This window comes from Duganella alba, from assembly GCF_009674495.1.
GTDB lineage: Bacteria > Pseudomonadota > Gammaproteobacteria > Burkholderiales > Burkholderiaceae_D > Rugamonas > Rugamonas alba.
The window spans coordinates 1-25,043 of sequence record NZ_WKJN01000038.1; the positions used below are offsets into that span (position 1 = coordinate 1).

A 25,043-nucleotide genomic window follows, 5' to 3' on the forward strand; every position below is an offset into this window, starting at 1 on the left:
CGTGGCGGCGCGCCAGCGCCTTGACCCGCGCCACCAGCTCGGCGGTGGCGAACGGTTTGACCAGGTAGTCGTCGGCGCCCTGCTCCAGGCCGCGCACGCGGTCCTCGATGGCGTCGCGCGCCGTCAGCAGCAGCACCGGCACGGCGCTGCCGCGCGCGCGCAGGCGCCGCACCACCTCGAACCCGTCCATGCCGGGCAGGCCGATGTCGAGCACCACCACCTCGGCCACGGCGGCGCGTTGCAGGACCTGATCGGCCTGCGCGCCATTGCCGATGACCTCGACCGCCATGCCATGGCCGCCGAGCACGCGGCTCAGACCGTCCGCCAACACCGCATCGTCTTCCACCACCAGTACCTGCATATTCGTGCGCCACCTGTTTCGGATGTGTGCCATTATGCCGCTGCCCATCTCAGAAAGACAGTAGCCTCTGTAGGAGCAGGACTACAACCCTGCATGTCCTATGCCTACATTTGTGCGTCCCCTGCTCTTATGTTCGCCAATTAACAATCCTCATAAAGTTACACCAACACGTAACTAGCTTGTGAGGATCACCATGAACAACACCCAAGTCAACGCCACCACCAAGCCGGCCCGCGCGCTGCCGGTCGCCACCAAAGCGCTCAAGGTTGCGTCCCGGCCTGCGGTCACCTACACCGGCGCCCAGCAGAACGAACTGCTGGCAGCGTTGCCGCGCGAGGTGCTGGAATCCCTGTTCGAGCATCTGGAAATGGTGCAACTGCCGTTCGGCAAGGAAGTCTTCGAATTCGGCAAGACCATGGAATATGTCCACTTTCCGACCACCGCCATCATCTCGCTGCTGTACGTCATGGAAGACGGCGCCACCACCGAGATCGCCGTGATCGGCCATGAAGGCGTGGCCGGCGTGTCGCTGTTCGACGGCGAGCGCGCCATGTGCAGCGCCGTGGTGCAGGCGGCCGGTTACGGCTACCGCATGAAGACCGAGCACCTGCGCGCCGCCTTCGCCCGCGGCGGCGCCCTGCCGGCCCTGCTGATGCGCTACAACACCGCGCTGTTCGCGCAGATGGCGCAGAACGCCGTCGGCGGCCGCCACAGCTCGATCGAACAAAAGCTGTGCCGCTGGCTGCTGGACCGCCTCGACCGCTCGCCATCGAACTCGCTTAAGGTGACGCAGGAAATGATTTCCATCATGCTGGGCGTGCGCCGCGAAAGCATCACAGCCGCCGCCGGCAAGCTGCAGGACGAAGGCCTGATCACCTACCGCCGCGGCAACATCACCGTGCTTGATCGCTCAGGCTTGGAGGCGTATGCGGGCGAGTGCTATAAGGTGGCGAAGACGGAGTTTGATCGTCTGCGACTGGATGTAGCACGCTGTTAAGCACGTCGCTGATGGCCGGCGGCAGCGTCGGCATCGGCGTTGCCACCCGCACCGGCGGCGCCGCGCCGTCGCGCTGCGGACGCAGCGGAATCGCCACTTCAATGCAGGTGCCCGTTTCATTGCGGCCCCGGCGAATATTCAAATTCCCCCCCAGCAGCAAGGCGCGCTCGCGCATGCCCAGCAGGCCGTGCGACATCGGCTTGATGATGGTGTCGGAGGCGATGCCGATGCCGTCGTCGATAATCCGCAGCATCAGGCCGTCGCCGCTGCGGTTCAGCGTGACGGTCACGCGGCTGGCCTTGGCGTATTTGCGGATATTGGTCAGCGACTCCTGCACGATGCGGAACAGCGCGATCGACAGGTCGCCGGCATCGCGCGTCAGGCTTTCCATGTCGGCCGCCACATTGCAGTCGCAGCGCACTTGCGCCAGGCGGCTGAATTCCTCGCAATAGCTTTCGATGGCCGCGCACAGGCCGAGGTTGTCCAGCAGGCTCGGGCGCAGATTCTCGACGATGCGGCGCTTCATCTCCACCGTTTCCACCAGCGTGCCGCGGGCGCGCTTGAGCTGCTCGGCCAGTTCCGGGTGCGTGCTGCGCAGCTGCTGCGTGACGGCGGCGATATCCATGCTGATCGAGGTCAGGTTCGCGCCCAGTTCGTCGTGCAGTTCGCGCGACAGGCGGGCCTTCTCCTCCTCGCTGATGGTGATCAGGTGGCGCGACAGCACCGAGAGCTGCTCGGTCCGCTGCTGCACGGTCGATTCCAGGTTCTCGTTGGCGCTTTGCAGCGCGTGCTCCACCGCCGCGCGGTGCGCAAAGCTGCGCCGCACCAGCTGGTAGAACATCACCAGCACCAGGATCGCCAGCGCATTGATGCTGACCCCCAGCCACACCGCTTTCTGGTACTCCTTGTAGAACATGGCGCTGCGCGTGGTCAGCGTTTCGTTCTGTTCCTGCTCCATGATGACCACCTGCAGGCGGATCTCGTCCATGCTGGCGCGGTCGTCGCTGAGCTTGGCGATGTTGACGATTTCCTGCAGGCCGCCGTCGCGGTAGACGTCGATGGCCTGGCTCATGATGCTCAGGCGGCGGCGCACCAGCGTATGCAGCTGGGTCAGGTTTTTCAGTTGGGAAGGATTATCGGCCAGCAGTTTTTCCAGCTCGCGGAATTCCGCCTCGCTGTCGGCCAGCGCGGTGCGCGTCGGCCCCAGGTAGGAATCGCGGTCGGACAGGAAATAGCTGCGCATGCTGCTCTCGGCATCCAGCACCAGCACGTTCAGGTATTGCAGCCGGTCGGCGACACGCGCAGTCTGGCTCAGCAGGACTTGCGCACCGCGCAGGGCTTGCAAATTGTGGAACAGGCTGAAACCGTTGACGATCAGCAGCAATGCGCACGTCACGCACAAGATGGTCTTGTACAGCGGCATGCGGTGATGCGGCGCTGTTTCGACGGTGAAATACATCCGTTTCCTTCACTAAATTGGGGCACGGCGCAGATACGCCATGCTCTCCAATTATAGACTGGAAGAAAATTTGATGTGTCTGTGCGCACGCCAACAGTGCGCACATATTGCTAATCCAAAAGATTGTTCTTCATGGCGTAGTAGGTCAGGTCCGAGTTGGACTGCATGCCCATTTTTTCCATGATGCGGGTGCGGTAGGTGCTGACGGTTTTAATGCTCAACGACAGCGCCACGCCGATGTCCGACACGGTGGCGCCACGCGCCAGGCGCAGGAACACCTGGAACTCGCGGTCCGACAGCTCGGTATGCAGCGCCGTGTTGGGGTCGCGGTCGAAGCTCTGCGCCAGCAGCTCGCCCACCTGCGAACTGACGTAGCGGCGCCCCTGGTACACCGTGCGCACCGCCGTGATCAGCTCGTCCGCCTCGCACTCCTTGTTCAGGTAGCCGTTGGCGCCCATTTTGAACAGGTTGAGCGCGTACTGCTGCGCCGGATAGCCGGACAGGATCAGCACCGGCAGATCCGGCTGGCCCTGGCGGATGGTGCGCAACGTATCGATACCGCTCTGATCAGGCATGGCAATATCGAGCAACAGCACATCGCAAATTTCGCGGCGGGCGATATCCAGCGCTTCGCGGCCGGTCCCGGCTTCCGCCACCACGTCGAAATCGTCCGACGATGAAAAAATCTGTTTAAAGCCTGCTCTTACAATTTGATGGTCGTCACAAATGGCAACGCGTATCATTGTTTCCTCTCGTCGTGTCCGGCTCTGGTCCGGACTATCCGCCACCGTGCATCAGCGTCAACTGATATTAGAATAATATTGAAAGTATAGCAGTAATCAACTGCCTGCCGCGTCTTGCGCCTGCGGTGCGCGGGGTCTTCAGCCTTCCTTAAGCAAGCTGAGAACCGCCAGCAACTCGCTGCGGATCAAGTCGCGGTCCAACGGCGGAATAACGGCTGCCGGGTGCACGCCGTTGACAGCCGCTTCACCATCATACTCCGTGGCCGCGCTGCCGGCGGCGCGGCTATCGAGTTTATTGCGCGCCCCGCTGATCGTGAAACCCTGTTCATACAACAGCTCGCGGATACGGCGTATCAACAGCACCTCGTGGTGCTGGTAATAGCGGCGGTTGCCGCGGCGCTTGACCGGCTTGAGCTGGGTAAATTCCTGCTCCCAGTAGCGCAGCACGTGCGGCTTTACGCCGCACAGCTCGCTGACTTCGCCGATGGTGAAGTAGCGCTTGGCCGGGATCGGCGGCAGGACGACCAGTTCGGACTTGGCGAGACGATCGTTCATTGCAACTCAGCTCCCGTTCAGGCGGCGCGCGCCATCGGATTGCTCTCTTCGACCATGCCCTTGAGCTTCTGGCTGGCGTGGAAAGTCACGACGCGGCGCGCCGTGATCGGGATTTCCTCGCCGGTCTTCGGGTTGCGGCCAGGCCGCTGCGGCTTGTCGCGCAGCTGGAAGTTGCCGAAACCGGACAGCTTGACGGCTTCGCCGCGCTCCAGCGCGTTGCGAATCTCGTCAAAGAAGGTCTCCACCATGTCCTTGGCCTCGCGCTTGTTCAGGCCGACCTGTTCGAACAGCAGTTCGGCCAGTTCCGCCTTGGTCAGCGTGGGCAAATCCTTTTCCGCATCCTGGCGCACCTTGGCAACCTGCATGGCGCGATGTAAATCGGCAGCCAATGCGGATTGGAGTACGGCGGAATCAACGTCGTTGTTATTAATTTTCCAGCCCTGCCTTATATAGAAATGACTGAGTCCGGCACAAGCCGGACTCCCGATTGGTCAAAAATACAACGCTTACGAACGCAGACGCGCGCCGTGTTTTTGCTTGGCGGCGTCGCCGGCAGCGGCCATGATAGCCTCCACCACGTCGTCTTGCAGCGTGTTTTGAGTATCTTGCAAGCTAAAGCGGAAAGCAAGTGATTTTTCGTCGGCTTCCAAACCTTTGCCACGATATTCATCAAACAAAACAATGGCTTGCAAAATCTTGCCCTGCGGACTCTCTTGCACAGCAGCATTAAATGCATCCAACAAATCCTGCGCCGGCACATCTTGCTTGACAACCACGGCCAGGTCGCGGGTGGCGCCCGGGAACTTGGAAATCTCATCATATTTTGGCACAGGTCGTTGCTGCAAAGCAATCGCCTCGACCTCGAACACCACCGGGGCGTGCGGCAGCTCGTATTTCTGCAGCCAGCGCGGGTGCAGCTCGCCGATGAAGCCGATCACTTTGCCGTCCAGCAACACATGCGCCGAGCGGCCCGGATGCAGCGCCGGGTGTTCCGCCTTGACGAAACGCAGCGACAGCGGCGCGAACAGGTGCTCCAGGTCGGCCTTGACGTCGAAGAAGTCGACCGCGCGGTTATCCTGGCCCCACTGCTCGTCGGCCACGCCGCCGTAGGCGATGCCGGCCACGCGTTTTGGCTGGTGATAGCCGCCCACGGTCAGCGGGCCGTCGGCCACGCCGGCGTCGCGCTGGTAGACGGCGCCGATTTCAAACGCGCGCACGCGGTTGGTCTTGCGGTTCAGGTTGTAGCGCACGTTGGCGACCAGGCTGCCGATCAGCGTCGAACGCATCACGCTCAGCTGGCTGGCGATCGGATTCTGCAGCTTGATCGGATTGCTGTTGCCGCCGAAGTCCTGCTCCCACTGGGCCTCCACGAAGCTCATGTTGACCACTTCCTGGTAACCCAGGTCGGCCAGCTGGTGGCGCACCGCGAACAGCGAGCGGGTGTTTTCCGGCGCGATGATCATGGTGTTGGCCGCCACCGGCGCCACGGTCGGGATGTTCTCGAAGCCGTAGACGCGCGCCACTTCCTCGATCAGGTCTTCCTCGATTTCGATGTCGAAGCGGTAGCTCGGCGAAGTCACCGAGAACACGCCGTCTTCCAGCGTGAACGGCAGCGCCAGGCGGGTGAAGATGTCGGCGATGACCTGGTCGTCCAGCGCCACGCCGATGACCTTCTGCGCGCGCGCGGTGCGCATTTTCACCGGCTCACGCCGCGGCAGGTTGACGATCTGGTCGTCCACCGGCCCCACTTGCGTGGTGGCGGTGCCGCAGATCTCGATCAGCAGCGAGGTGATGCGCTCGATGTGCTCGACGGTGGTGGCGTAGTCGACGCCGCGCTCGAAGCGGTGCGCCGCATCGGTCGAGAAGTTGTACTTGCGGGCGCGGCCCTGGATGGCGTTCGGCCACCAGAATGCGGCTTCCAGGTAGATGTTTTCGGTGTCCAGCGAGACCGCGGTGGCGTCGCCGCCCATGATGCCGGCCAGCGATTCGATTTCCTGGTCGTCGGCGATCACGCCCACCCATTCGTCGACCGCGACGGTGTTACCGTTCAGCAGCTTCAGCGATTCGCCCTGGCGGCCCCAGCGCACATCCAGGCCGCCGTGGATCTTGTTCAGGTCGAACACGTGGGTCGGACGGCCCAGCTCCAGCATCACGTAGTTGGAGATGTCCACCAGCGCCGACACCGAGCGCTGGCCGCTGCGCTCCAGGCGCTGCTTCATCCAGTCCGGCGTGGCGGCCTTGGCGTTCAGGTTGCGGATCACGCGGCCCGAGAAACGGCCGCACAGGTCCGGCGCCGAGATTTTCACCGGCAGTTTTTCGTCGCTGTTGACGGCCACCGCGCGGTAAGCCGGCACGGTCAGCGCCACGCCGGTCAGCGCCGACACTTCGCGCGCCACGCCCAGCACCGACAGGCAGTCGGCCTTGTTCGGGGTCAGCTTGATGGTGAATTTCAGGTCGTTCAGCGCGTAGTAGTCGCGGAAGTTCTGGCCGATCGGCGCGTCGTCCGGCAGTTCCAGCAGGCCGCTGCCCTCTTCCGACAGTTTCAGTTCCTTGGCCGAGCACAGCATGCCTTGCGACTCGACGCCGCGCAGCTGGCCGACCTTGATTTCAAACGGCTTGCCATCGGCGCCAGGCGGCAGCACGGCGCCGGCCATGGCGCACACGACTTTCAGGCCCGGGCGCACGTTCGGCGCGCCGCAGACGATGTTGAGCAAGGTGCCGGTGCCGACATCGACCTGGCAGACGTTCAGGCGGTCGGCGTTCGGATGCTTGGCCATCTCGCGCACGTAGCCGACCACCACGTTGGAGAACGGCGGCGCGACAGGTTCCACTTCTTCCACTTCCAGGCCGGACATCGTCAACAGATGGGCCAGTTCGTCCGAAGTCATCTTCGGATCGACCATGGTACGGAGCCAGTTTTCGGAGAATTGCATATTCGTTGAACTTTCTTGTGATCTGGGTCGAGGGCCGGATTAATTGAACTGCTTCAGGAAACGCAGGTCGCCTTCGTAGAACAGGCGCAGGTCGTTGATCCCGTAACGCAGCATGGTCAGGCGCTCCAGGCCGGAGCCGAACGCGAAACCGATGTACTTCTCGGGGTCCAGGCCGAAATTGCGCACCACCGACGGGTGCACCTGGCCCGAGCCGGACACTTCCAGCCAGCGGCCCTTCAACGGACCGGAACCAAACGCGATGTCGATCTCGGCCGACGGTTCGGTAAACGGGAAATACGATGGACGGAAACGCACCTGCAGGTCGTCGGTCTCGAAGAAGGCCTTGACGAAGTTCAGGTACACGCCCTTCAGGTCGGCAAAGCTGATGTTCTCGGCGATCCACAGGCCTTCGACCTGGTGGAACATCGGCGAGTGGGTGGCGTCGCTGTCGACGCGGTAGGTGCGACCCGGCGCGATCACCTTGATCGGCGGCGTGTGGCTGCGGGCGTAGCGCACCTGCATCGGCGAGGTGTGGGTGCGCAGCAGCAGCGGCTTGCCTTCGCTGTCGTTGCCTTCGATGTAGAAGGTGTCCTGCATCGAGCGCGCAGGATGGTTTTCCGGGCTGTTCAGCGCCGTGAAGTTGGTCCAGTCGTTTTCGATTTCGGGGCCGTCGGCCACATCGAAACCGATCGAGCGGAAGATCTCTTCCACCCGCTCCCAGGTGCGCATCACCGGGTGGATGCCGCCGCCGGCGCGGCCGCGGCCTGGCAGCGAGACGTCGATCGCCTCGGCGTTCAAACGGGCTTGCAGCTGGGCTTCGGCCAGCGCGTCACGGCGCGCGGTCAGCGCGGCTTCGATCTGCTGCTTGGCGGCGTTGATCAGCGCGCCCTGCGCCTTCTTGGCGTCAGGATCGAGCTTGCCCAGGCCCTTCATCAATTCGGTAATCTGGCCGGTCTTGCCCAGGTATTTGGCTTTGGCGTTTTCCAGTGCGGCGGCATCATCTTTGGCCGCGTCGAAATCCTGCACTGCTGAGGCGACGAGTTGTTCCAGGGAGTCCATGCGTTTTTCTTATCCTTGAATCAAAAAACGGGGCACAGGTATGACCCTTGCCCCGTTCTCTTGCGTAAATCAGCGCTTGAAATTAAGCAGCGATTTTAGCTTTAACGACGTTAACAATCGCAGCGAACGCTGGTTTGTCCATCACTGCCATATCGGCCAGGACTTTACGGTCCAGTTCGATTGCAGCTTTCTTCAGACCGTTCATGAATACGCTGTAGGTAACGCCATGCTCACGGGAAGCAGCGTTGATACGAGCGATCCACAGGCGGCGGAAGACGCGCTTCTTGTTACGACGGTCACGGTATGCGTACTGGCCAGCACGCATCACTGCTTGCTTGGCAATACGGTATACCTTGCTACGACGACCGCGGTAGCCTTTGGCAAGATTCAGTACTTTTTTATGACGGGCACGCGCAGTAACCCCACGTTTTACTCGAGGCATATTAGCTCCTTAAATGAGTGGTGAGATTAAGCGGATGGCATCATCGCGTAGACGCGCTGGACGTCGGACGCATTGATGTTACGGGTGCCGCGCAGTTGACGCTTGTTCTTCGTCGTCTTCTTGGTCAGGATGTGGCGTTTGAAAGCCATACCCGATTTAACGGTACCACCTGGACGCACGCGAAAACGTTTTTTCGCGGAGCTCTTGGTTTTCATTTTTGGCATAGATATTCTGCCCTCTCGGACAGCTCCTATTAAACAGGATTACAGGTGGCAACACTACGTCGCTCTTAGATGCCTGCTCTCACTTGTTTGTGCAGCGGATGCGAGTCCACTACATTTACTACAGCCGACAATTATAGCCTAGAAAATGAAAAAGGGCACTACCCGTGCCCTTTTTTTCCCTGCCATGACAGCAAGATTACTTCTTTTTCTTCGGTGCCAGGACCATGATCATCTGGCGGCCTTCCATTTTCGGGAACTGCTCGACCTGGCCATGCGGCTCCAGATCGGCTTTCAGGCGTTCCAGCATACGGAAACCAATATCCTGGTGGGCCATCTCGCGACCACGGAAGCGCAGGGTGATTTTGGTCTTGTCACCCTCTTCCAGGAACTTGATCAGGTTACGCAGCTTGATATTGTAGTCGCCATCATCGGTGCCCGGACGGAATTTGACTTCCTTCACGGCGATGATTTTCTGCTTCAATTTCGCTTCGTGAGCCTTCTTCTGCTCCGAATACTTGAATTTGCCGTAGTCCATCAAACGGCAGACCGGCGGGACCGCGGTTGGCGCGATCTCGACCAGGTCGACGTTTGCCTCTTCCGCCAGGCGGAAGGCTTCGGCCAAAGTCACGATACCGAGCGGCTCGTTATCGACCCCACTTAAACGCATTTCAGGGGCAGTGATTTCGCCATTGATGCGATGCGACTTGTCAGTAGCTATGGTGATTCCTTTTAAAATCTAATGAATTGCCAGTGCGATCAGGCCTTGGTGGCGACATCATGCTGAAGTCGCTCTATCAGGGCGTCGACGGACATGACGCCCAGATCGACATTGCCCCGTGCCCGCACGGCGACGGTGTTGGCATCCCGTTCTTTGTCGCCCACCACAAGGATGTACGGCAGTTTTTGGACGGAATGTTCACGTATTTTATAGTTTATTTTCTCGTTGCGCAAATCGGTCTGTACGCGGAACCCGCTGCGACGCAGCTTTTCAGCCACTTGCTGCACGTATTCGGCCTGCGCGTCCGAGATATTCAGCACCGAAACCTGCACCGGCGCCAGCCATGCCGGCAGCGCGCCGGCGTAGTTTTCAATCAGGATGCCGATGAAGCGCTCCATCGAACCGACGATCGCGCGGTGCAGCATGACCGGCACCTGGCGGCTGTTGTCGGCCGCCACGTACTCGGCGCCCAGGCGCTCCGGCATGAAGAAGTCGACCTGCATGGTGCCGACCTGCCATGGGCGACCCAGCGAATCCTTCAGGTGATACTCGATCTTCGGACCGTAGAACGCGCCCTCGCCCGGCAGCTCGGTCCAGGTCACGCCGCAGGCGCGCAGGCCCGAACGCAGCGCCTCTTCGGCCTCATCCCAGATCTCATCGGAACCGATGCGGTTGTCCGGACGCAGCGCCAGCTTGACGTCGATATTGTGGAAGTGGAAATCCGAATACACTTCCATCGCTTGCGTATGGAAAGACACCACTTCCGGCTCGATCTGCTCGTGGGTGCAGAAGATGTGGCCGTCATCCTGGGTAAAGCCGCGCACGCGCATGATGCCGTGCAGCGCGCCGGACGGCTCGTTGCGGTGGCACTGGCCGAACTCGCCGTAGCGCAGCGGCAGGTCGCGGTACGAGCGCATATTGCTGTTGAAGATCTGCACGTGACCCGGGCAGTTCATCGGCTTCAGCGCGTACGAGCGGTTTTCCGACTCGGTGACGAACATGTTTTCGCGGTAGTTGTCCCAGTGGCCGGTCTTGCCCCACAGGCTGGCGTCCAGGATCTGCGGCGCCTTCACTTCCTGATAGCCGTTGACCTGGTACTTGTTGCGCATGTACTGCTCCACCTGCTGCCAGATGGTCCAGCCCTTCGGATGCCAGAACACCAGGCCCGGCGCCTCGTCCTGGAAGTGGAAGAAGTCCAGCTGCTTGCCCAGCTTGCGGTGGTCGCGCTTCTCCGCCTCTTCCAGCTGGAACAGGTACTGCTCCTGGTCTTCTTTTTTCGCCCAGGCGGTGCCGTAGACACGCTGCAGCATCTCGTTCTTGCTGTCGCCGCGCCAGTAGGCGCCGGCCAGCTTCATCAGCTTGAAGACTTTCAGCTTGCCGGTCGACGGCACGTGCGGGCCGCGGCACAGGTCGGTGAAGCTGCCTTCGCTGTACAGCGAGACATCCTGGTCGGCTGGAATCGACTCGATGATCTCGGCCTTGTAGGCTTCGCCGATCGACTTGAAGTAGGCCACGGCCTCATCGCGCGGCAGCACCTTGCGGGTGACCGGCTCGTCTTTTTTGGCCAGCTCGGCCATTTTCTTTTCGATCGCGACCAGGTCGTCCGGCGTGAATGGACGCTTGTACGAGAAGTCGTAGTAGAAGCCGTTTTCGATGACCGGGCCGATGGTGACCTGCGCGTCCGGGAACAGCTCCTTGACGGCGTAGGCCAGCAAGTGGGCGGTCGAGTGACGGATCACATCCAGGCCTTCCGGATCTTTATCGGTCACGATGGCCAGATCGACATTTTTATCGATCAGGTACGAGGTATCCACCACTTTGCCGTCGACCTTGCCGGCCAGCGCGGCTTTGCCGAGGCTGGTAGCAATACTGGACGCCACTTGTGCAACGGTGACTGGGCCGTCGAATTCACGGGCAGAACCATCAGGAAGGCGAACTGAAATCATTGTGATCTCCAATGTCGGCGCGCAGGCCGGTGTTAAAAAATACAGACGAAAAAAAACGCGGGCTAGCCGCGTTTTCTCTTTTTTTCAAGCAAAAGAATCCCGTTGACTAGCGTCACTCCCAAAGCTTGGTAGTAGTTCGCGGTGTCATAACCGTGATTGCCTTTCTCGCTCTTACATATATTCTGGTGGGCGGTGAGGAATTCGAATCCCCGACCCCTTGGATGTCGACCAAGTATTCTAACCAGCTGAACTAACCGCCCGTTGGTACTGCCATTTTACTGCTTTACTACGAAATCTGGTGGGCGGTGAGGAATTCGAATCCCCGACCCCTTGGATGTCGACCAAGTATTCTAACCAGCTGAACTAACCGCCCGAAGACCAGCATTATAGAGAGCGATCCGAAGAAAAACAAGGGCCATCAGAGGAAACATTTCTCTTTTCCCTATGAAGCCCAGAAGCACTGATGTCCGGCTTACATTAAACTGTGGTGATTGATAGCCCACAACAAGCCTATGCAAGCTGACACCACGCCCTCCTCGCCCTCCGCCCACCTGCACGAACACCGTGACGGCGACGCCCACTATCAACACTACACCGTGCAGCGCAGCCAGTCGGTGCTGGCCTGGTCGCTGGTGCTGACGCTGGGCTTTGCGGTGGTCGAAGTCGTGACCGGCTTCATGTCCAACTCGCTGGCGCTGATTTCCGACGCCGGCCATATGGTGACCGACGCCGCCGCGCTGGGCCTGGCGCTGCTGGCGCAGCTGATCGCCAAGCGGCCGCCGTCGGCGCGCCATTCGTTCGGCTTCGGCCGCGCCGAGGCGCTGGCCGCGTTCGTCAACAGCCTGGTGCTGATGGTGCTGGTGCTGTGGATCGGCTACGAAGCCATCAGCCGTTTCTCGCATCCGGAAGAAGTGCATGGCGCCACCGTCTTCATCGTCGCCGGCATCGGCCTGGTGATCAACCTGCTGCTGGCGTGGATGCTGTCGCGCGGCGACAGTAATATGAATACCCGCGCGGCGCTGGTGAATGTGCTGGGCGACCTGCTGGGCTCCGTGGCCGCGCTGGCCTCCGGCGCGGTGATCTATTACACCGGCTGGATGCAGATCGATCCGCTGCTGTCGCTGTTCGTGGCGCTGCTGATCCTGCGCTCCACCCTTGGCGTGCTGCGCGAGTCGTACCACTTCCTGATGGGCGGCGTGCCGGAGCAGATCGACTACGTCAAGGTCGGCGCCGACATGGAACAACTGGACGGCATCTGCTCGGTGCACGACCTGCACGTGTGGGACATGTCACCCGGCCAGCCAGCGCTGATCGGCCACGTTGAAATCACCGACCTGGAACGCTGGCCGGAAATCCTGCACGCCATCAAAGCCATGCTGCTGGAAAAGCATGGCATCGATCACATCACCTTGCAGGCGGAAGTTACATCACCATGAACTATTGGACGCGCCGCAACTTCATCGGCGGCGGCGCTGCCACCCTGCTGAGCGCCGGCGCCTTCGCCGACAACCCGGTGGCCGAAGCGTTTGCTGCGGCCCAGCCTTTCTACGGCGTGGTGATGCGCACCGCCGGCTTCCGCTCCGTCCTCGGCCATCGTCTCGACGGCGAAGACACGGTGATCATCCTGAACAACACCGCCATGTCGCAAAAGACCCTGGATGAATTCGCCTACAGCCTGCTGGGCGCCAGCAACGCCTAACAGTGGTGAAAATGGCGAGAGCGCTATAATGCTGGCGCCTCTTTAGCAAACCTACTTTTTATGCAGAATTTTGAAAAACGCCGCGACCGATACAATGCTTTTGCGTCGTTCGAAAACCCACTCGTCAACCTGAGCTTTCAGCTGGAAGTGCCGGATTTCCGGCCTTTCTGCAAACAGAACGGCCTGCCGACGTTCCACTTCTTCCTGTACCACGTGCTGCATGCGATCAAGGGCATCGAAAACTTCATGTACCGCGTCCACAAAGGCGAAGTGATCCGGATCGAGGACTTCTGGGCCTCGTACACCGTGCTCAATCAGGACAAGAATCTGAACTTCGCGCGCTTTGTGATGACGGAGGATTTGAAGGAATTCGTCGCCCGCAGCGTCGCCGCATCGCAGGAAGCCGAGGCCAGCACCAAACTAATCAACACGTCCGAGGCGCTCAGCGAATATGACCAGCGCCGCAACGTCCACATCACCTGCATGCCGTGGCTGAACTTGTCCGCGATTGAACATCCGATCTACGAGCACAAGAGCTACGACATTCCGTCACTGGCCTGGGGCCGCTACAGCCCGCCGCGCGATGATGGCAAGCTCACCATGACGATGGCGGTGCAGGCGCACCACGGCTTCGTTGATGGCTACCACGTGCATCTGCTGGCCGAATCGATCGGCGCGCGCATCGCACAAACGATGGCGTCATAGCTCGCGCAGGAAGGCCTGCACCGCCGCCGATTCACGCCCGGCCTGGGAGCACACCAGGCCGAATTCGCGATAGGCGCGCGGCTGCAACTGCATTACGCGCACACCGCGCTGGTCCGGCGGCAGCGCCGATTCCGGCACCACCGACACACCCAGACCTTCACGCACCAGCACCGCCGCGCTGGCCAGATCGCGCACCGTTACGCGGATATCGGACAACGTCACGCCAGCCTGCATTGCCAGGCTTTGCGCGTGGACGTTGCAGCCGCCGGTGGCCAGCACAAACGGCTCGTCCGCCAGTTCGCTCAACGCCACGCCCTGCTCGCTCGAACGCCGCCCCAGCGGATGATGCGCCGGCAGCAGCGCCACCCATGCATCGCGGCCGATGATCACCGCCTGTCGCTGCGCCGCCGGATTCAATACCACGCCCAGCTCGATCGTTTCTTCGGCCAGCCAGGCCTCCACTTCCTCATCCGAGCCTTCCAGCGCCACCACGTCGATGCCGGGATGGCGCCGCTTGAAGGCGGACAGCAAGCCGGGCAGCACCGTCGCCAGCACCGAAGGAAAAGTCGCCAGCCGGATGCGGCCAGCGTTCAAACCCTGCGCCGCATCACCGAGCGCACGGATCGCATCGAACTGCGCCAGCATGGCGCGGGCGTGCCGCATGACCTGCTCACCCAGCGCGGTGGCGGCCACCTCGCGCCGCTCGCGCACAAACAGCTTGGCGCCGAGCGCCGCTTCAATCTGCGCAATCGCCTGACTGGCGCCGGACTGCGAAATGCCGACCTGCTGCGCCGCGCGCGAAATATGGCGCGTGTCGGCCACCGCAACCAGCAAGCGCCAATGGGACAAATTCATCATTAGAAAAACTGATAGCTTGTTTCTGAAGCATTAATTTTACAGCGATACGAAGCGGCGCATACAGTGGCGACTCATCTTTAAGGAGTCCTCAATGAAGCTGTATTACGCCCCGCATACCTGCTCGCTGTCGCCGCTGATCGTGCTGAACGAATTGGGCTTGCCGCATGAACTGATCAAGGTCGATAACCAGACCAAGCGCACCGCCGACGGCCGCGATTTCCGCGCCATCAATCCGAAAGGCTACGTCGCCGCGCTGGAACTGGACAATGGCGAGGTGCTGACCGAAGGTCCGGCCATCATCCAATACCTGGCCGACCTCAAGCCGGAAGCGAAGCTGGCGCCGCCGCCCGGCAGCTGGCCGCGCGTGCGGCTGCAGGAGATGCTGAATTTCATCACCAGCGAAATCCACGCCGGCATCGCGCCCCTGTTCAATCCGGAGTTGCCGGATGCGGCGCGGACAATCTTCCGCGAACGCCTGTTGCGCCGCATGGCCGTACTGGAGCAGGCGCTCAGCCAGCGCAACCACCTGACCGGCAACGCTTTCACGGTAGCGGACGCCTATCTGTACACGATCCTGGGGTGGTTCAAATTCTTCGCCATCGAACTGAGCCAATGGCCGGCCGTTGCAGCCTATGAAAAACGCATCGCGGCCCGCCCCTCGGTGCAGGCCGCGATGCAAGCGCACATTTAAGCGCGGCGGGCTTCCTGGACGCCGGTGACTTCGGTGATGGCGCTCAGGGCTTTTTGCAGTTGCGCCGTGGCGCCGATTTCGGCCGTGAAGGTCATGCGCGCAAAGCCTTTCGCACTTTGCGTGTTGACGCCGATAACGTTGATTTTCTCACGCGAGAAAATCTCGGAAATATCGCGCAGCAGGCCCTGGCGGTCGTTCGCCAGGATGAAGATGTCGACCGGGTAGACGGTGTCCGATCCGGCACGTCCCCACTCGGTCACAATCACCCGCTCCGGCGCCTTGGCGCGCATTTCGGCAAAGTTCTTGCACGTTGCGCGGTGGATCGATACGCCCTTGCCGCGCGTGACGAAGCCAACGATGCCGTCCGGCGGCGCCGGCTTGCAGCACTTGGCCAGCTGCGTCATCAGGCCATCCGTGCCGACCACCAGCACGCCCGACTTGGCGCCCTGCTCCACGCTGGATGCCTTGCTCTTGCCGAGGAAGACTTCGTCCACCGGTTCGGCCGGCTCGCCGCTGTCGTGCAGCGCCTGCTCGATGTGGCGCAGGCTGAATTCATCCTTGCCCACCGACAGGAACAGATCGTCCACCTTGGCGAAGCCCAGCTTGTTGGCCAAGGCTTCCAGATTGACCGCCGTCTTGCCTTCGCGCTGCAGCGTTTTCTCGACCATGGCGCGACCGTGCGACAACGTTTCCTGCATGTCGATGGCGTGGAACCAGGCGCGGATCTTGGAACGCGTGCGGGTGGCAACGGTGTATTCGTCGCTCAACCAGTCGCGCGACGGGCCGGCCGTGCCCGGCGCACCTTTGGCGGTGATAATTTCGCAGGTCTGGCCGTTTTTCAGCGGCGTGTTCAGCGGCACCATGACGCCATCCACGCGCGCGCCGCGGCAGCGGTGGCCGACGTCGCTGTGCAGATGGTACGCAAAGTCGACCGGCGTGGCGCCGACCGGCAGTTCGATCACGCGCGCCTGCGGCGTCAGCACGAAAATGCGGTCGTCCAGCGCGGCGGCCTTGAGTTTCTCGACCCATTCGCGCTGCTGTTCTTCCTGGCCGACCACGGCGTCGGCCACGTCGGTTTTCCACGCCAGCAGCTGGCGCAGCCAGGCGATTTTCTCGTCGTACTTCTGGCCCGAGAAATTCGAGCCGCCCGATTCCTTGTAGCGCCAGTGCGCCGCCACGCCGTACTCGGCGAAGCTGTGCATTTCCTGGGTGCGGATCTGCACTTCCAGCGGCCGGCCGTCTTCCGCCGTCACCACCGTGTGCAGCGACTGGTAGCCGTTCGGCTTAGGCCGCGAGATGTAGTCGTCGAATTCTTTCGGGATCGGCGTCCAGATGTTGTGCACCACGCCCAGCACGGTGTAGCAGGTCTTGACGTCGGCCACGATCACGCGAAAGGCGCGCACATCGTACAGGTCGGTGAAGTCCAGCTCCTTGCCCTTCATCTTGCTCCAGATGGAGTAGATGTGCTTCGGCCGCCCGAACACTTCGGCCTGGATGCCGGCCGCCGCCATTTCCGACTGCAAGCGGGCAATCGCGTTGGTGACGAAGCCTTCGCGCATCATGCGCTTTTCTTCCAGCATCTTGGCGATGCGCTTGTACGTTTCCGGCTCGATGAAGCGGAACGACAGATCCTCCAGCTCCCACTTCAGCTGCCAGATCCCGAGGCGGTTGGCCAGCGGCGCGTACAGGTCCAGCGTTTCGCGCCCGTAGGCGCAGGTCATGTCGTTGAACAGCTTGATGTCGGCAAAGTAGCGCAGCGTGGTGACGCACGAAGCCAGCCGCACCAGCACCACGCGCATGTCGGACGCCATCGCCAGCAGCATCTTGCGCAGCGTTTCCACCTGCGCCACCGCCAGTTGCGCGGCGTTGCGGCCGCGGCCGATGCCGCCGGTGTTCTGGTTTTGCGTCAGTTCGCGCAGGCGGATCAGCTGGCGCACGCCGGACACCAGTTCATTGGTCTCCTGGCCGAAGCGCGGTTCGATGATGGCGGCCTGCTCGGTATCGAGCAGGGTCAGTTCGAACAGCAGGCCGGCGATGCGGGTTTCGATGTCGGTGCTGAGAAAGGCCAGCGTGCCGGCCACGCCGACCGCGAAGTCGATCGCCGGCTGGCCGCTGCTGCACAGTTTGTCGCCGTAGGCGGTGCCGGCGAATTCCAGCGCCGCCAGCATGCGGGCGCTCTCGTCCGGCGTCAGGCCCTGGACCAGCTGCTCCGACGTGACGCTGTTAAGCGCAGTGGTGGAAACCATGGTGCTCCTAACGCTGTGCGGCGATGACGATGATTTCGACCAGCACTTTCGGATCGGCCAGCTTGGCTTCGACGGTGGCGCGCGGCGGCGTGTGGCCTTGTGGCACCCAGGCGTCCCACTCCTCGTTCATGCCCGGAAAGTCGGCCATGTCGCGGGTGTAGATCTGGCAGCTGAGGATGCAGGTCTTGTCGCTGCCGGATTCACCCAGCAGACGGTCGATATGACCCAGCACTTCGCGGGTCTGGCCCTGGATGTCGGCCGAAGTGTCTTCCGCGATCTGCCCCGCCAGATAGACGGTGCTGTTGTGGATCGCTACTTCGGACAGGCGCTTGCCTACATACAGTCGTTTGATTTCCATAATACTTTTTAACCTAACTTAACCTAACTTAGCCTAACAGGAATTTCTTTGCTATTTGAATCTGATCGTCGTGGATGAAGGTTGGCGCATGGCCGACGTTCGGAATTTCCACCAGTTGCGCTTTGGGACCGCGCTCGCTCATCAGCTTGGCCGTTTCCGGCGACAGCAAATCGGAATCGGCGCCGCGCACCAGCAGCGTTGGACAGGTGATGGCGTCATACGCGGCCCACAGCATGGCCTGGTCGGCTTCGGCCGATTCCGGCGTGGCCGAACGGAACGGCAATGCCAGCCCCATATCGTAATGACGCACCCACTTGCCGTCCTTGTCCTGGCGCAAAACATCGGTCGCCAGTTTCAGCCATTCTTCCTCGCTGTGCTCGCCGAAGGACAGCGAGACGTCGCGCACGAACTTGGCGCCGGCGTCAAAGCTGTCGAAGCGCAGGTCCTGGCCGACGTAGTCGCCAATGCGCTGCAGGGCCATCGGCGCCAGCACCGGGCCGATGTCGTTCAATATCAGCTTGCGGATGGGATTGCCCGGCAGCGAGGCCAGGCCCATGCCGATCAGGCCGCCCATCGAGGTGCCGAACCAGTCGACGCTCTGCCTTTCGCCATCTGGCAGCACGCGCGCCAGCAGGGTTACGATGTCGCTGACATATTGCGGGATGACGTAGAGCTGCGGATTTTTCAGCCAGTCGGAGCGGCCGCGGCCGACGATATCCGGGCAGATCACGCGGTAATCGCTGGCCAGCGCGCGCGCCATGTAATCGAAGTCGTCGCCGACACGGGTCACGCCGTGAACGCACAGCAGGACATTAGGGTTAGTCTCATCGCCCCACTCCTTGTAGGACATGCGGTGCAGGCCGGCCAGGGACAGGCATTGAACAGACTTTATTTTCGCTTCGAGCATGCGGATTCCTTAATGGACCTTTAAATTATTATTTATATGGTGAGAAACACCATTTTACCGCGTTGTGGTTAAAATCTTAGCGAAGTGTAGCGCAGCGCGCCTTCAACCACCAACCCTATCGAGGACAGTATGGCAAACAAGACTTTAAGCGGCAAAACAGCATTGGTTACCGGCTCCACTTCCGGCATTGGCCTGGGCATCGCACGCTCGCTGGCGGCCGAGGGCGCTAATGTGCTGCTCAACGGTTTCGGCGACGCCAGGGAGATCGACCAATTGCAGGCCGACCTGGCCAAGGAATTCGACGTGCAGGTCGCCTATCACAACGCCGACATGACCAAGCCGGCCGAAATCGAGGCCATGATCAAGTTTGCCGGTGATAAGTTCGGCGGCGTCGATGTGCTGGTGAATAACGCCGGCATCCAGTTCGTCGCCAATGTCGAGGATTTCCCGGTCGAGAAATGGGATGCCATCATCGCCATCAACCTGACCTCGGCCTTCCACACCTCGCGCCTGGTGCTGCCGCGCATGCGCGAGCAGAACTGGGGCCGCATCATCAACCTGGCCTCGACCCACGGCCTGGTGGCGTCGGCCGGCAAGTCGGCCTACGTGGCAGCCAAGCACGGCCTGATCGGCCTGACCAAGGCCAATGCGCTGGAGACCGCCGCCACCGGCGTGACCGTCAACGCCATCTGCCCCGGCTTCGTGCTGACGCCGCTGGTGCAGAAGCAGGTGGACGACCGCGCCACCAAGGACGGCATCAGCAACGATGCGGCCAAAAAGGCGCTATTGGCGGATAAGCAACCTTCTGGCGAGTTTGTCACGCCGGAAGAACTGGGCGCGCTGGCCGTGTTCCTGTGCTCCGACGCCGCCAAACAGGTGCGTGGCGTGGCATGGAATATGGACGGCGGCTGGGTCGCCCAATAGGAGGTCGCTTAAAAAAGGCCACAGCTTCGTTGCGACGCCTCGCCGTGCTAACGCACTGCCTTCGGCGCCGCGCCTCGCTGCGGCCATTTTGAAGCAACCTCCTAAGTACTATCCCTTACCAAAGACAGATATCACTGGCGCGTATTTGCGGGTTTCCACAATAGTGATATCTGTCGCACTGGGCCATCATGCACTCCTCACAGAAACACACGAGGAGACCCCGTGAAAAAACCATTCTATAAAGTGCTGTACGTACAGGTACTTTTCGCCATCGCCTGCGGTATCCTGCTAGGCGCCTTGTATCCCGACAGCGGTGTTGCCATGAAGCCTTTCGGCGATGGCTTCATCAAGCTGATCAAAATGATCATTGCCCCGGTGATCTTCTGCACCGTGGTGTCCGGCATCGCCGGCATGCAGGACATTAAGAAAATCGGCCGCGTCGGCGGCAAAGCCCTGCTGTACTTCGAAGTGATCTCGACCTTCGCGCTGGTGATCGGCCTGTTCGTGGCCAATATCGTCAAGCCAGGCGCCGGCTTCAACGCCACCGCCGCCACCCTGGACGCCAAGTCGATCGAGCAGTACACCTCCAAGGCGCACCCGCTGACCACCACCGACTTCCTGATGAACATCATCCCGAACACGGTGATCGATGCCTTCGCCAAGGGCGACATCCTGCAAGTGCTGCTGATCGCCATCCTGTTCGGCTTCTCGATCTCGCTGCTCGGCGAGCGCGGCAAACCGCTGGTCAAGCTGATCGATGAAGCCTCGCACGCCATCTTCGGCGTCGTCAACATCATCATGAAAGTCGCCCCGATCGGCGCCTTCGGCGCGATGGCCTTCACCATCGGCAAATACGGCATCAAATCGCTGCTGCCGCTGGCCACCCTGATGGGCTGCTTCTACGCCACCTGCGCGATCTTCGTGATCGTGGTGCTGGGCACCGTGGCGCGCCTGACCGGCTTCTCGATCGGCCGCTTCATCCTGTACATCAAGGAAGAACTGCTGATCGTGCTGGGCACCAGCTCGTCGGAATCGGCGCTGCCGTCGCTGATGGTCAAGCTGGAACGCCTGGGCTGCCCTAAATCGGTGGTGGGCCTGGTGGTCCCGACCGGTTACTCGTTCAACCTGGACGGCACCAACATCTACATGACCATGGCCGCCCTGTTCGTTGCGCAAGCCACCAACACCGACCTGACCCTGCTGCAGGAACTGACCATCCTGGGCGTGGCGATGCTGACCTCCAAAGGCGCATCGGGCATCACCGGCGCCGGCTTCATCACGCTGGCGGCGACGCTGCACGTGGTGCCGGACATTCCTGTGGCCGGCATGGCGCTGATCCTGGGCATCGACCGCTTCATGAGCGAATGCCGCGCGCTGACCAACTTCGTCGGCAACGGCGTGGCCGCTCTGGTGGTGTCGAACTGGGAAAAGGAACTGAACCACGACACGCTGAAAGCCGAACTGGCCAATCCAGGTTCGACGATCAAAGAGCCTGAACTGCTGGAGCCGGTCCCAGGCCACTAAGCCCGACGCCCTCCCCCCAAAAAGCCCCGTGCAGCAATGCCGGGGCTTTTTGTCCATTTACGGACATTCAAAGTGTTCATCTCCGAACACTTCAACCCGCCACCGTCAGAGGGGTCTGACCCCGTACGGGGTCAGACCCCGGTGGTCCGCGTCGTGCGGGTGTAGCGCGGACATGGCACGGGAGTTGCTGAGATTGTTGTAATGACAAACCAGGAGACACCATGCACGAACTGACACTGGGCGCGCGCGGCAAAGAGGCCAGCATCGCCGTCGACATCAACGCCCGCGGCCAGATGGTCGGCATCATCGAGGAAGAGGACGGCCGCCAGCGCGCCATCCTGTACGACCGCCGCCCGATCGAGCTGGGCACGCTGGGCGGCAGCGACAGCTATACGCGCGGCATCAACGCCGGCGGCGACGTGGTCGGCACGGCGCAGAACGGCGCCGGCTACTGGCGCGCCTTCGTGGTCCCGCACGGCCGGGCCATGCGCGATATCGGCACGCTGGGCGGCAACAGCAGCTACGGCGCCGCCATCAACAACCAGGGCCAGGTGGCCGGCTTTGCCGACACCAGCGACGGCTATTACCGCGCCTTCGTCAGCGACGCCGACGGCGAACCGGTCGACCTCGGCACGCTGGGCGGCCGCATCAGCTACGCGGCCGGCATCAACAACAACGGCGCGGTGGTCGGCACCGCCGCCCTGCCCGACGGCTACCGCCATGCCTTCCTGGCCCAGCCGGGCGGCGCCATGCAGGATCTCGGCACGCTGGGCGGCCGCTCCAGCAGCGCCAGCGCGGTCAGCGACAACGGTGTGGTGGTCGGCGCCTCGGAAACGCCGGGCCGGCGCTGGCATGCGTTCATGTGGGACAAGGGCCGCATGGTCGACCTCGGCGCGCTGATCGGCTACGGCGACAGCTTCGCCACCTCGGTCAACCAGGCCGGCCATGTGGTCGGCAGCATCCGCATCGGCGACGAGCGCCGCTCCTTCGTCTACCGCGACGGCAAGATGACCGTGCATCCGGGCGGCTACGGCCTGTATCTGGTGAACACCATCAACAACCAGGAACTGGTGATCGGCGCCACCTACATCGGCAAGAAGTTCACCGCCTCGACCATGGTGTCCAGCCAGCCGGCGGTGGTCACGCACGGCGCCCAGGATTTCATGGGCGCCATCATCCTCGTGTTGACCGTGGCGACCGGACTGATGCTGTACCGCCGACGCTACCGCGGCATCGCCCTGCGCTCGGCGGTCTAGGCGGCCAGCGACAGCAGCTTGGCCAGCGCCGCGCCGACCGCGCACCAGCCCAGCAAGGGCAGCAGCCGGCGCCGGAAGTAGCGCAGCGCCTTCGGCAGCGCACGGTCGCGCGCGTGGTACAGGCGCAGCGCCAGCGGATAGGCCAGGTGGGTGGCCGGCACCTGCGGCACGGTGCGCAGCAGATAGCCGCCCATGGTTGCCACCAGCACCATGGCGATCTCCGGCATCACTGCCGGCCACACCGGCAACATCCAGCACAGCGTGGCGAACCCGCTGCCGGCCACCAGCACCAGCAGCAGCCGGCGGTTGACTTCGGCATGCGCCGGCGGCGCGCGCTGCATGCGCTGCGCCACGCTCACCAGTGCCGCCAGCAACAGCAGCGCCACGGCCGGCAGCAGCCAGCCGCGATCGCGCGCGGGCGTCTCCTCCTCCTCCAGCGCCGCCGCCGCGTCCGGCGTGCTGTAGAGGCTGTAGCCGATGGCGTCGCGCGCCTGCTTCAGATGCCCCGCGTAGCGCCCCATGTCGCCGGGCTCGATGTGGTCGCGCAGGGCCTTGTAGTGCGCGGTGATGAGGACGCTTTTGCCGTCGGCGCCCCTGGCCACCTTGTAGGAAAATTCGAAGGCCGGATCGGCCACCTTGGCGTCGCTGGTCTTGATGTTCCACAAGGCCGGCAGGCGCACCTCGGTCACCTCGATGATCTCGCGCGGAAAGTCCAGGCGCAGCGGCGCGTTGCGACCGATGGCCTCGGGCGCCTTCAGCGGCTCGTCGATCTCGGACGCCTCCACCTGCGCCTCATCGCGGCCGCGCTTGTCGTTGCGGACCCAGAAACTGGGCACGCGGTAGGACTCGACGGTGGTCAGCTCGTTGCGCGCTTCGTCGTCCTCGATTTTCATGGCGCCGTTGCTGTGCGTGCCTTCATAGCTGCGCGCGTAAAAATTCTGGTATTGCGTTTCCATCTCGGCGCGGTTGTAGCGCAGCTGGCGGCGCAGATTGTCGGCGCGCTCGCCGCGCATGGTGGTGCTGACGGTGTAGTCGACCGGTTTGCCCACGCCGGCCGTGGAATCGAACACGGCGCGGATGGTCTTCAGGCTGATGGCGCTGGGCGCCATGCGCGTCAGCGCCGTGCTGACCGGGTCCAGCACCAGCGCATAGCCGTAGTCCGCCTGCGCCAGGTGCGCCAGTTCGCCCTGCTGCATGCTGCGGGTGGGGTCGAGCCAGTAAACCTTGCCCTCCAATAGCACGCGCACCAGCACGTGATTGAAGGCCAGCGGCGTCGGCGCCCAGTGCTCGACGTCCCGGGTGAATTCGGTGTTGACCAGCGCCGGCGCCGCATCGATGCCCAGCGCGCGCAGCAAGGTGACGGTCAGCAGCGTCTTGTCCTTGCAGTCGCCGAAGCGGCGCAGCCAGACCTGGTCCGGCGCGCTGGGCGCATGCGAGCCGGGGCCGACTTCGATGCCCATGTAGCGGACCTCACGCTGCACCAGGCGCAGCACGGCGGCCGTGCGGCTTTCGGCGCCGCTGTTTTCGCGCGCGATGCGCTCCAGTTCCGCGCGCAGCGCCGGCCCCGGCCTGGCCGGCGGCTGGTACAGCGGCAGCGACCAGGCCACCACCGACGCCCAGTCGGCAAACTCGGTCCACTGTACGGCGGCATACGGATTGAACCACTCCGGCGCGCCCTTGTCGACCTTGACGGCGGCGATATTGCGCTGGTCCCAGCGGTAGTCGCGGTAGCCGTCGGCCTCGCTGATCGCCGGCTGCAGCGTGCTGTTGTGGGTGGTCACGCGCAGCGGCCGGTTGAGCGGCATCAGCAGGCGCACGAAGGAACGGTCCATCGGCACCGCCCATGCGATATCGACGCGGCTGGAGACCTTGCCCTTGAATACCGGGTTGGCGCCGTCCAGGCTGAACGAATAGTCGACGATGTCGCCGATGCGGATATCATCGAGCAGCACGCTGGCGGTCTGGCTGCCGTCGTAGATCAGGTAATCGAGCTCGGTCTCGCGCTGCAACAGCTTGACGCGGGCGCCGGCCAGCCTCGGGATCACCTTGCCGTCGCGGATCACGTTGATGGTGTGGATCGTCAGGCGCTGGTAGGTGGGATCGAAATTGATGCTGAGATTGGCGGCCTTCTCCACCCCGCTGCCGTCCAGCGCCTTGGTGGCCAGGTGCATGAAGGTGACCTTGCCGCGCGCATCGACCCGGGTCTGCGTATCGCGCAGCAGATAGGCGACGCTGCCGCGCTGCGGCTGCCATGCCGGATCGGCCGCCGCCTCGGCCGCCACCGGCAGCACCCAGGCCGGCGCCGCGCCGGTTTTATATGCCTGCGCGCCAGCGGCGCACGCCCACATCCATCCCAGCACCAACAGCACACCACGCATGTCTGACCCGTTGAGAAATTAAGTAGCAAATATCTCAACAGTGTAGACCGACAGTTTCTG

The 25,043-nt window shown here is 62.4% G+C and carries 24 protein-coding genes and 2 tRNA genes; 8 read left to right on the forward strand and 18 right to left on the reverse strand.

Annotation, left to right across the window (positions count from 1 at the left end):
- Positions 1-361 (reverse strand): response regulator (locus GJ695_RS25780; protein ID WP_154369882.1); only part of this gene is annotated, 361 nt, incomplete at its 3' end.
- A 193-nt stretch (positions 362-554) separates the two neighbouring features.
- Here GJ695_RS25780 and GJ695_RS25785 point away from each other — a divergent pair.
- Positions 555-1,358, forward strand: a complete 804-nt coding sequence (locus tag GJ695_RS25785; RefSeq protein WP_154369884.1) for a Crp/Fnr family transcriptional regulator — start codon at positions 555-557, stop codon at positions 1,356-1,358.
- On the opposite strand, the gene GJ695_RS25790 is transcribed toward GJ695_RS25785, so the two are convergent.
- The 12 genes from GJ695_RS25790 to GJ695_RS25845 all read right to left on the reverse strand — a co-directional run bounded on the left by GJ695_RS25790 (position 1,255) and on the right by GJ695_RS25845 (position 11,810).
- On the reverse strand, positions 1,255-2,817 hold the full coding sequence (locus GJ695_RS25790) for a CHASE3 domain-containing protein (protein WP_154369886.1): 1,563 nt from the start codon (positions 2,815-2,817) through the stop codon (positions 1,255-1,257). The two genes, GJ695_RS25785 and GJ695_RS25790, sit on opposite strands and share 104 nt — an antisense overlap.
- 110 nt (positions 2,818-2,927) lie before the next feature.
- Positions 2,928-3,560 (reverse strand): response regulator, encoded by a 633-nt coding sequence (locus GJ695_RS25795; RefSeq protein WP_154355593.1) that lies wholly within the window; start codon positions 3,558-3,560, stop codon positions 2,928-2,930.
- Between the two features lie 138 nt (positions 3,561-3,698).
- Complete coding sequence (locus tag GJ695_RS25800; RefSeq protein ID WP_154369888.1) at positions 3,699-4,115, reverse strand: MerR family transcriptional regulator; 417 nt, start codon at positions 4,113-4,115, stop codon at positions 3,699-3,701.
- Between the two features lie 17 nt (positions 4,116-4,132).
- Positions 4,133-4,480 (reverse strand): integration host factor subunit alpha, encoded by a 348-nt coding sequence (locus tag GJ695_RS25805; protein ID WP_019919772.1) that lies wholly within the window; start codon positions 4,478-4,480, stop codon positions 4,133-4,135.
- Positions 4,481-4,621: 141 nt separating this feature from the next.
- Complete coding sequence (pheT, locus tag GJ695_RS25810; RefSeq protein WP_154369890.1) at positions 4,622-7,048, reverse strand: phenylalanine--tRNA ligase subunit beta; 2,427 nt, start codon at positions 7,046-7,048, stop codon at positions 4,622-4,624.
- Between the two features lie 39 nt (positions 7,049-7,087).
- Positions 7,088-8,107, reverse strand: a complete 1,020-nt coding sequence (gene pheS / locus GJ695_RS25815; protein WP_154355590.1) for a phenylalanine--tRNA ligase subunit alpha — start codon at positions 8,105-8,107, stop codon at positions 7,088-7,090.
- 82 nt (positions 8,108-8,189) lie between these two features.
- The gene (gene rplT, locus GJ695_RS25820) at positions 8,190-8,549 is read right to left on the reverse strand and encodes a 50S ribosomal protein L20 (RefSeq protein WP_056156032.1); all 360 of its coding nucleotides are present in this window, start codon (positions 8,547-8,549) and stop codon (positions 8,190-8,192) included.
- A gap of 26 nt (positions 8,550-8,575) precedes the next feature.
- Entirely contained in the window at positions 8,576-8,773 is a 198-nt protein-coding gene (rpmI, locus tag GJ695_RS25825) for a 50S ribosomal protein L35 (RefSeq protein ID WP_110849662.1), read from the reverse strand.
- A gap of 196 nt (positions 8,774-8,969) precedes the next feature.
- Complete coding sequence (gene infC / locus GJ695_RS25830) at positions 8,970-9,509, reverse strand: translation initiation factor IF-3 (protein ID WP_371866606.1); 540 nt, start codon at positions 9,507-9,509, stop codon at positions 8,970-8,972.
- 20 nt (positions 9,510-9,529) lie between these two features.
- Positions 9,530-11,437: a threonine--tRNA ligase gene (gene thrS / locus GJ695_RS25835; RefSeq protein ID WP_154369894.1), complete on the reverse strand. Its 1,908-nt coding sequence runs from the start codon at positions 11,435-11,437 to the stop codon at positions 9,530-9,532.
- A 183-nt stretch (positions 11,438-11,620) separates the two neighbouring features.
- Positions 11,621-11,697 (reverse strand) — tRNA-Val (locus GJ695_RS25840).
- 36 nt (positions 11,698-11,733) lie between these two features.
- Positions 11,734-11,810, reverse strand: a tRNA-Val gene (locus GJ695_RS25845).
- A 139-nt stretch (positions 11,811-11,949) separates the two neighbouring features.
- Here GJ695_RS25845 and GJ695_RS25850 point away from each other — a divergent pair.
- The 3 genes from GJ695_RS25850 to GJ695_RS25860 are packed head-to-tail and all read left to right on the forward strand — an operon-like array spanning position 11,950 to position 13,841.
- Positions 11,950-12,873, forward strand: a complete 924-nt coding sequence (locus tag GJ695_RS25850) for a cation diffusion facilitator family transporter (RefSeq protein WP_154369896.1) — start codon at positions 11,950-11,952, stop codon at positions 12,871-12,873.
- Positions 12,870-13,136 carry a hypothetical protein gene (locus GJ695_RS29880; protein WP_208023416.1) on the forward strand — a complete coding sequence of 89 codons (267 nt, stop codon included), beginning with the start codon at positions 12,870-12,872 and terminating at the stop codon, positions 13,134-13,136. The genes GJ695_RS25850 and GJ695_RS29880 overlap by 4 nt, the downstream gene beginning before the upstream one ends.
- Positions 13,137-13,196: 60 nt before the next feature.
- The gene (locus GJ695_RS25860; protein WP_154369898.1) at positions 13,197-13,841 is read left to right on the forward strand and encodes a CatA-like O-acetyltransferase; all 645 of its coding nucleotides are present in this window, start codon (positions 13,197-13,199) and stop codon (positions 13,839-13,841) included.
- Here GJ695_RS25860 and GJ695_RS25865 read toward each other — a convergent pair.
- Positions 13,836-14,699 carry a LysR family transcriptional regulator gene (locus GJ695_RS25865; RefSeq protein ID WP_154369900.1) on the reverse strand — a complete coding sequence of 288 codons (864 nt, stop codon included), beginning with the start codon at positions 14,697-14,699 and terminating at the stop codon, positions 13,836-13,838. The two genes, GJ695_RS25860 and GJ695_RS25865, sit on opposite strands and share 6 nt — an antisense overlap.
- 91 nt (positions 14,700-14,790) lie before the next feature.
- Between GJ695_RS25865 and gstA the strand changes: the two genes are divergently transcribed.
- The gene (gstA, locus tag GJ695_RS25870) at positions 14,791-15,390 is read left to right on the forward strand and encodes a glutathione transferase GstA (protein WP_154369902.1); all 600 of its coding nucleotides are present in this window, start codon (positions 14,791-14,793) and stop codon (positions 15,388-15,390) included.
- Here the strand turns inward: gstA and GJ695_RS25875 are convergent.
- The 3 genes from GJ695_RS25875 to GJ695_RS25885 are packed head-to-tail and all read right to left on the reverse strand — an operon-like array spanning position 15,387 to position 18,901.
- A complete protein-coding gene (locus tag GJ695_RS25875) occupies positions 15,387-17,636 on the reverse strand; it encodes a RelA/SpoT family protein (protein WP_154369903.1) in 2,250 nt (749 codons plus the stop codon). The genes gstA and GJ695_RS25875 overlap by 4 nt on opposite strands.
- A 7-nt stretch (positions 17,637-17,643) precedes the next feature.
- Positions 17,644-17,994: a RidA family protein gene (locus GJ695_RS25880; protein ID WP_154369905.1), complete on the reverse strand. Its 351-nt coding sequence runs from the start codon at positions 17,992-17,994 to the stop codon at positions 17,644-17,646.
- 28 nt (positions 17,995-18,022) lie between these two features.
- Positions 18,023-18,901 carry an alpha/beta fold hydrolase gene (locus GJ695_RS25885; protein WP_154369907.1) on the reverse strand — a complete coding sequence of 293 codons (879 nt, stop codon included), beginning with the start codon at positions 18,899-18,901 and terminating at the stop codon, positions 18,023-18,025.
- A gap of 129 nt (positions 18,902-19,030) precedes the next feature.
- Here GJ695_RS25885 and GJ695_RS25890 point away from each other — a divergent pair, with 129 nt between their 5' ends.
- From GJ695_RS25890 to GJ695_RS25900, 3 genes are all read left to right on the forward strand, one after another.
- Positions 19,031-19,825 carry a 3-hydroxybutyrate dehydrogenase gene (locus GJ695_RS25890; RefSeq protein ID WP_154369909.1) on the forward strand — a complete coding sequence of 265 codons (795 nt, stop codon included), beginning with the start codon at positions 19,031-19,033 and terminating at the stop codon, positions 19,823-19,825.
- Positions 19,826-20,047: 222 nt separating this feature from the next.
- A complete protein-coding gene (locus tag GJ695_RS25895; RefSeq protein WP_166455207.1) occupies positions 20,048-21,349 on the forward strand; it encodes a dicarboxylate/amino acid:cation symporter in 1,302 nt (433 codons plus the stop codon).
- A gap of 221 nt (positions 21,350-21,570) precedes the next feature.
- On the forward strand, positions 21,571-22,605 hold the full coding sequence (locus GJ695_RS25900) for an HAF repeat-containing protein (RefSeq protein ID WP_154369911.1): 1,035 nt from the start codon (positions 21,571-21,573) through the stop codon (positions 22,603-22,605).
- On the opposite strand, the gene GJ695_RS25905 is transcribed toward GJ695_RS25900, so the two are convergent.
- Positions 22,602-24,983: a DUF3857 domain-containing transglutaminase family protein gene (locus GJ695_RS25905; protein ID WP_154369913.1), complete on the reverse strand. Its 2,382-nt coding sequence runs from the start codon at positions 24,981-24,983 to the stop codon at positions 22,602-22,604. The two genes, GJ695_RS25900 and GJ695_RS25905, sit on opposite strands and share 4 nt — an antisense overlap.
- Between the last annotated feature and the right edge of the window lie 60 nt (positions 24,984-25,043).